This window comes from Mesotoga sp. BH458_6_3_2_1 (assembly GCF_003664995.1).
Classification (GTDB): Bacteria; Thermotogota; Thermotogae; order Petrotogales; family Kosmotogaceae; genus Mesotoga.
This window is the reverse complement of the sequence record NZ_JFHL01000031.1, coordinates 1-7,040: the sequence shown is the minus strand read 5'-3', so window position 1 is coordinate 7,040 and position 7,040 is coordinate 1. Positions and strand designations below refer to the sequence as shown.

General features: G+C 39.3%; 4 protein-coding genes. 3 read left to right on the top strand and 1 reads right to left on the bottom strand.

Annotation, left to right across the window (positions count from 1 at the left end; genetic code table 11):
• The 3 genes from Y697_RS15060 to Y697_RS14460 form a co-directional block, all read left to right on the top strand.
• Positions 1 to 2,251: SUMF1/EgtB/PvdO family nonheme iron enzyme (locus Y697_RS15060; protein WP_259462607.1), on the top strand; the 2,251-nt coding region annotated here is incomplete at its 5' end.
• Positions 2,252 to 2,354: 103 nt separating this feature from the next.
• Positions 2,355 to 3,200 carry a hypothetical protein gene (locus Y697_RS14465; protein WP_121552517.1) on the top strand — a complete coding sequence of 282 codons (846 nt, stop codon included), beginning with the start codon at positions 2,355 to 2,357 and terminating at the stop codon, positions 3,198 to 3,200.
• A gap of 33 nt (positions 3,201 to 3,233) precedes the next feature.
• The gene (locus Y697_RS14460) at positions 3,234 to 4,394 is read left to right on the top strand and encodes a toll/interleukin-1 receptor domain-containing protein (protein ID WP_183083837.1); all 1,161 of its coding nucleotides are present in this window, start codon (positions 3,234 to 3,236) and stop codon (positions 4,392 to 4,394) included.
• A 39-nt stretch (positions 4,395 to 4,433) separates the two neighbouring features.
• Here the strand turns inward: Y697_RS14460 and Y697_RS14455 are convergent.
• The coding region (locus Y697_RS14455; RefSeq protein ID WP_147433203.1) for a tetratricopeptide repeat protein at positions 4,434 to 7,040 on the bottom strand (2,607 nt) is incomplete at its 5' end.

Genomic DNA, 7,040 nt, shown 5'->3' with positions numbered 1-7,040 from the left:
AACGCTCAATGATATCCCACGAGAAGAGCTGGAAGAAAAGACAGATGAAATTGAAGAGACCGGATCAAATAGAACTGAAGAAGATGAGAATCTGGAGACTGGCGACAAAAGTAGTGAAACATCAATGGATATACCCGAGCATGAGCCAAAGGAAGCCTCAGCAGATACGAGTAGCGAGGAAATGAAAGAAGAGATTGAAGAAGAAAAGGCAGAAGAAACGCTTCATGATATCCCACGAGAAGAGCTGGAAGAAAAGACAGATCAAATTGAAGAGACCGGATCAAATAGAACTGAAGAAGATGAGAATCTGGAGACTGTTGACAAAAGTAATGAAACATCAATAGATGTATCCGGGCATGAGCAAGAGAAAGCCTCAACAGATAAGATTAGCGAGGAAATAAAAAAAGAGATTGAAGAAGAAAAGGCAGAAGAAACACTCCGTGATATCCCGCAAGAAGGCCCCGAAGAAAGGACAGATCATCATGAAACACCTGTTAAGAAAAGACGAATAGCATTGCCGCTGTTCATATTTTTCACCTTACTTGTGACTATTGCAATAGCGGTAATGAGCTTACAAGATCATCCCCCCGGCAGTTCTTTGAAAGAGAACAGCAAACCGGAAATAACACTCACATCACCGACAAATGGAATTACTGGAATACATCCAGACCGCATGACGCTAAAATGGATAGGAAAAGACAGTGACGGAGACGAGATAAGCTACAAGGTTTACTTTGGAGAGACTAGCAATCCAGGTTATGTGTCAACTACACATTCAAACCAAGTGACGATAACAAACAAAGATTGGGGGAAGAAATATTACTGGAGAGTACAAGCAAGCGACAACTACGGAGGAACAACTACCAGTCAAGTCTACTCTTTCACGACACAGGAAAACAAAGCTCCGATTATACAATCCAATCCAAGTCCATCTGACAAAGCGACGAACCAGCAGTTGACACTGACACTCGGATGGATCTGCAACGAACCTGACGGAGACACAGTTACTTATGATGTTTACTTCGGAACAGGCAGCAATCCATCTACAAAGATATCGTCGAATCAGACGGATAATAAACTAAACAGAAGCAATCTATCACAAGGAACAACCTATTACTGGAAAGTAGTAGCTAAAGACAGTAAAGGTGCGACAACAGAGGGTCCTATATGGAGGTTCACTACAAGAAATAACGAAGCGCCTAAAGCCCCATCGAACCCTAGTCCCACAAATGATTCAATTAACCAGCCATTAGTACTTAGCCTATCCTGGGATTGTGATGACGCTGATGGAGATTCAATAACATACGATGTCTATTTTGGTACCAGCAGTGATCTGAGAGTGAAAGAATCAACAGGGAACAGCGCCAAAAGCATTAACAAGAGTGGATTATCTTACAATACGACCTATTACTGGAAAGTAGTAGCTAAAGACAGTAAAGGTGCGACAACAGAGGGTTCTATATGGAAGTTCACCACAAGCAAAGTTCCAGAAGGAATGGTTCTAGTAGAAAAAGGCAGTTTCATAATGGGAGATTCATCTGGTTTAGGTTTCGATCGTGAGAGACCAGCGCACGAAGTCATTATTGATTATGAATTTGCTATTGGAAAATACGAAATTACATTCGATGAATATGATGTTTTTTGTCGTGACTCTAATAGAGAAAGTGCTAATGATGAAGGTTGGGGAAGGAGAAGAAGACCAGTAATAAATGTTACTTGGTATGATGCTGTTGCGTATTGTAATTGGTTAAGTGAATCGGAAGGCCTCCCAAAAGCATATGATGAAAACGGAAGACTGTTGGACAAAAACGGGCGGGTTACGGATGATCCGTCAGAGGTTCTGGGGTATAGACTTCCCACAGAAGCGGAGTGGGAGTATGCTGCAAAAGGAGGAAATTCTATTAGTTTCCATAGGTACTCTGGAGGGGACGAAGTTGGAAAAGTCGCGTGGTATTATTCAAACTCATTTGGAAAAACCCAAGAAGTCGGCAAGAAAACCTGTAATGAGCTAGGGCTGTTCGACATGTCTGGAAATGTCTGGGAATGGTGTTCCGACTCTTATAATGACGACTTCTACAGTAGAAGCTCTGGAAAAAATCCGTATAATAATGAGATTAGTTCGTTTCGAGTTTCTAGAGGCGGAGGCTTCAGCGACAGCGAAAACTACCTGCGGGTTGAATCTCGTTTTTACTATAGTACATTAACAGCAGCTAAAGATCTTGGTTTTCGGATTTGTAGGACCGTATTTTGAACACACCAATGTTTTAGGTATGTGGCCTATCTGATGTAAATGAAACATTTGATAAGTGTAGTAAGACGAGATGTGTGTGTTGAATGTTGTTAGGAGGATTACCATGAAGAAACGGATCATTATTGTTATTTCTCTTGCGGTTCTCGTGGTTTTGATTGTTAGTGTAATAATCTGGATTAACAAGCCAAGTGGTAAGGAAGAACTCATATCACTTAGGAAAATGCTTAATGATATTCAGAGTGAAATTGAAGCTAGTGAAGAGGCAATTAAAACTGCAGAGCAATTAGTGGTTGAACTTGAGAAAGAGCAAATCAAACAAGTTGAGAAACTGGCAGAAGCAAGCCTTAGAGAAAGAGAAGTTGAGGATGATTTCAAAGCTGCTTTGGACGATTACAATCTTTCGGCTAGAAGGGCAAATAGGCTTCAGGAAGAGCTGAGTAAATTCGTAGAAGAATCAGATCTCAACAAGATTGTTGAAATTGGTGGCGTAGAAGCGAGCTTGCGAGAACATCAGATGAACCTTTCTCGCATCAGTTCAGAGACATCCTTGAAATCCCAAACTGCCGATTTTAAAAGAGAGTACTATGAACTGACCCAACAGCAAGTCGAGAGTCTTAGGGCGTCAGTAGACAAACTTAGGTTTGACATCATGGAATGGAAAAACAAAATCGTACAATTCAAAATAATAATACAAAACAATGAGATGCAACGTGCTTTTCTAGTTGAACAGGTAGAAATGTACGCTAGGAATAAATCCCGGCTCGATAGCTTAATGGTAACCGTAAATTCGATCGAAGAGGATTTCTTCAAGAAGCAGGAAGTTGATAACATTATTTCTGAAATGAACTCGGTAAATACTTACCACATATGGGAAGATATTCCAGAGCCTTCACAGGTGCAGGACCAAATACCTGAAGATGGCTGGATAGAAATACAGTACAATTTCTAGCGGAATTTCTTTCAGTGAAAGGAATTGATGTTTATGAGCTCAAGAAAAGAATGGCAGGTTTTTGTTTCTTGCAAGGTAACTGACAGCAGAGGAAACAAAACTCGCGACTGGGAGTTAGCAAGAAATATCTACGAGCTCCTGAAAGAGAATTCTATTAATGCTTTTATGAGTACCTTGTCCATCATAGAGACCGGTAACTCAAATTACCAGGAAGAGATAGACTTTGCTCTTGGAAAAGCGAAAGTTTTGATTGTTGTAGCAACATCGCCGGATCATCTTGAATCGGGGTGGGTAAAACACGAATGGGAAACATTTCAAAACGAAGTCAATAGTGATAGAAAAAGAAGATGCCAGATTGTTGTTTTTGTTGAGAATATACCTGTTTCTTCTCTTCCTTTGGGACTTAGAAGACTGACTGTCATATCTGAAGGACCCGGTGCTCTTGACCAGCTGCTGAGCTTCGTTAAGAACGCTCTCAAATATGCCAATGGTTCGAACCCAAAAGAAGTCCCTTTTCTTATTCAAAGAAGAAAAAGGAAGTCTATTTGGATATTTACGAGTATTGCAGTAATCTGTCTTCTTGTAGTTCTTGGGGCCCTAGCCTTTTATATTAGTCAAAATTCTCTGTACGAAAAGCTTGTAGAATACTATGAAACAGTTAGGTCCAAGTTTGATTCAGTAGAACAAGAAATCGAAAATGCGGGAGAAAGCCTCCATAACGTAGAAAATTTGATTCTTAATGAGATTGGGGAAGGTTTAAATGAAGCAAATGCAAAGCTTTTGGAAATCAGAGAATTTAGAAGAAAAACAATGAAGACGATAGAGGTATTGATTCAGGAAGGAGATTTCGGAGATAGCGAAATACGTGCACTTTATCTAATAGTTAACGAATCATATGTAGAACAAGATGCAATAGATGAGCTTATTGATCGCTACATCAAGGAAAAATGGGAATATCAGATGACGACACATGGACTTAGAAATCAGATATTTGAGTGTGAAACGAAGCTGATTTTTTTTGAGGACAAAATGCCTCGTTATAGATATGAAATCGAAATTCGGAAGAGAGACTTTTCAAAACCTGATTCACTTTTGTTGAAACTTGAGGAAGTGAAAAACGGGGTTAACGAAGTACAAAGCAAAATATCTCAAGTGCTTAGTGAAATACAAGAATTAAGGTACGAACCATTATGATCAAAATCATCGCATCACCAGATTCTGAAAAATCCTGTATTAGCTTCTAAGTTTTGCATCAATTATTGCTTTCAGTGATCTAACACTTTTGTAAGTAGTTCTCTGTTTTTCAAGATTCTCAAGGATTTCTCTTGCCTTAAGCAACCAGGAAGTTTTTTTCAAACCGTCGCTTAGCTCGGAAATCTCCAAAATTCTTTGAACGAGTTCTATTATTGATTTTTGCTTGTCATCTGACTTGTCGAGTATTCTCTCTGAGATCGTGATCGCTTCTTCAGCAAATTCATACGCTTCAACTTTTCTCCCCGATTTTCTCAAACAGAGAGACATCTTGCTTAAGTTCAATCGAAGATCCTTCAAAAAAACCAGTCTTTCTGGTTCAAGCTGGTAAATTCCACGTCTTATGGACAATGCTTCTCCAATGAGTTTCAGAGCGTTACCATAATCCTCTATTAACATTTTAGCCTTTCCAAGATCTATGAGAATTACCGAAAGATCCCTCTTAAGATCGATTCTTTCTGGAGACTTTTCTAGAAGTCTTTTCCTTATTAATAGCGACTCTTCAAAGTACTCGATTGCCCTGGAAGCATCTTCTTTTTTCATAAGGGTCAAACCGAATCCCCTCAACGCTATTGCGTAATCCTTTTGCGATTCCGTCTTATTTGGATTCTTCTTGGCAATAGCTCTTCTTATAATCAGAGCTTCATTAAAGTATTTCCTTGCTTTAATAAGATCATTGAATTTCATATGTGTTCTGCCAAGTTCACCCAGCACCAATGATAGATCCCTCTGAAAACCTTCTTTATATGGATTCTTATTAGCGAGTTCTCTTCTTATAGCAATAGAATCATTGAAATACTCGAATGCTTTTCTGTCCTCATTTGTTCTATATGCTTTTCCGATATTGATAAGTGCAACCGAAAGCTCCCTCTGGAAATCTTCCCTATCGGGTTCTTTTGAAGCAAGCTTCCTGCGAGTTTCCAACGATTCTGTAAAGTATTTCAAAGCGCTCTTGATTCTACCGAGATCTCTGTATGATCTTCCAATGTAACTGCTACTGACTGCAAGATCTTTCAAATATTCCAGGTTATCTGGTTCTTCTTTCAAAAGGTTTCGTCTTATTCGTCGCGACTTCTGAAAGCACTTAAGAGATTCTTCTATTCTCCCTGTGACCCTGTAGATTTTGCCAAGGTTGTTTATTGTAGTGCAGTAATCGTCGAGGATTTCCCTTGCGTTTTTACTCTGCCTGATCTGTCTCCTTTGCAATTCGGCAAGTAATTCAAACACGAATAGCGCCCAGTTCATATAGCCAAATATTCTGTATTCTGTGCCTTTTTCGTCGAGGAACTTAGATATGTTCTTCAAATCTGCTGAAGCAACAATCTTCTCCATTATTTGAATAAAAGGATCTGTGGTATCAAAGACGTAATTGAAAACCACCCAGTCAATCAATTTCTCAAGAAGTTTTAGCAGTGGAAAAGAATTTCCTGCAACTTTGCTGAATTTTGTAAGCTCCTCAATTATGGTCTCGAATCTCTTCGCCTCATATAGATGAATAAAAGTGTTCTTAACAGAATATCCCGACACAATCACGGTATTCTTATTGATAACTTGCTTCGAAAGTCTTGAAAGCCCGTATTTTCCAAGCTGCTCGTGATAATAATTTAGATTGTCTCCATATCTCCTTCGAGATTCCTCAAGAATCGAGTTGTGAAATAGTGATATAATTGTTGCTCCGTCGGCCTCTTTTGAAGAAAAATATGGCTCCATCTGAGCGAAAAACCTCGACCATATAACAATTGGGATCCTTCCTGTTTTCTTGATTTCCTCTCCGCTATTGGTTTCTTTCAAAAGAGTAGCGAAGAACTCGGTATCAAAAGATACAATATCGACTATTTCATCTTCGGGCATTCCATTCAGTACGCTGCAGAGAATGTAGCCGAAGAAGGTTCTAATCAATGAATCTGTATGTTCCTTTTCAATTTGAGTGAAGAAAGAGCCATAGAACGACTCACACAGCTCTTTTACCTTCCGTACTGACGAATAGGAATGAATTGATTCAACAATCCCTGAGAATAGCTTCAGATTTATTGGATGTCTGTTTTTTAGAAGAGACTCAATTACAATATCTCTTTGCCAATCTTCAAGCTTCCGGTTGTGTCTGCTCAAAATACTTTTCAAGACCCACAATATCTCCGATTCACCTAGATCTGGGATGATGTGAGTGTCGAACTTCAAAATCGGGTTCTTGAGCTTGCTAAAGGATACTACAATTTTCGTATTATCTGGAAGATCGTCCGGTAACCACGCTAGATTTCCGGAAAGTTGATCTAGCGCATCTACAAAGACTACGAGTTTTCTACCATGGAGTGATATTGAAAGGCTTTTTTCAAATTTTCCGAAAACTTCTCTCGGTTCTGGCCTGGAGCCGTCTCTTCCGTATTTATCATCATATTCAGTGTTAGAAACATCGTCTCGCTCCGCATATAAGTTAGCTTTATCAAGACAACAATTCGAAGTTATCTCTTCACACATTTGAATCAATAGAGATAGTTCGTTTGATGATTTTGCAGTAATACCACAAAATCTATATATGACCACGTTCTTCTCTCTTTCGGCATGCTCTATCGCTTTGGCCATCACGCTGGA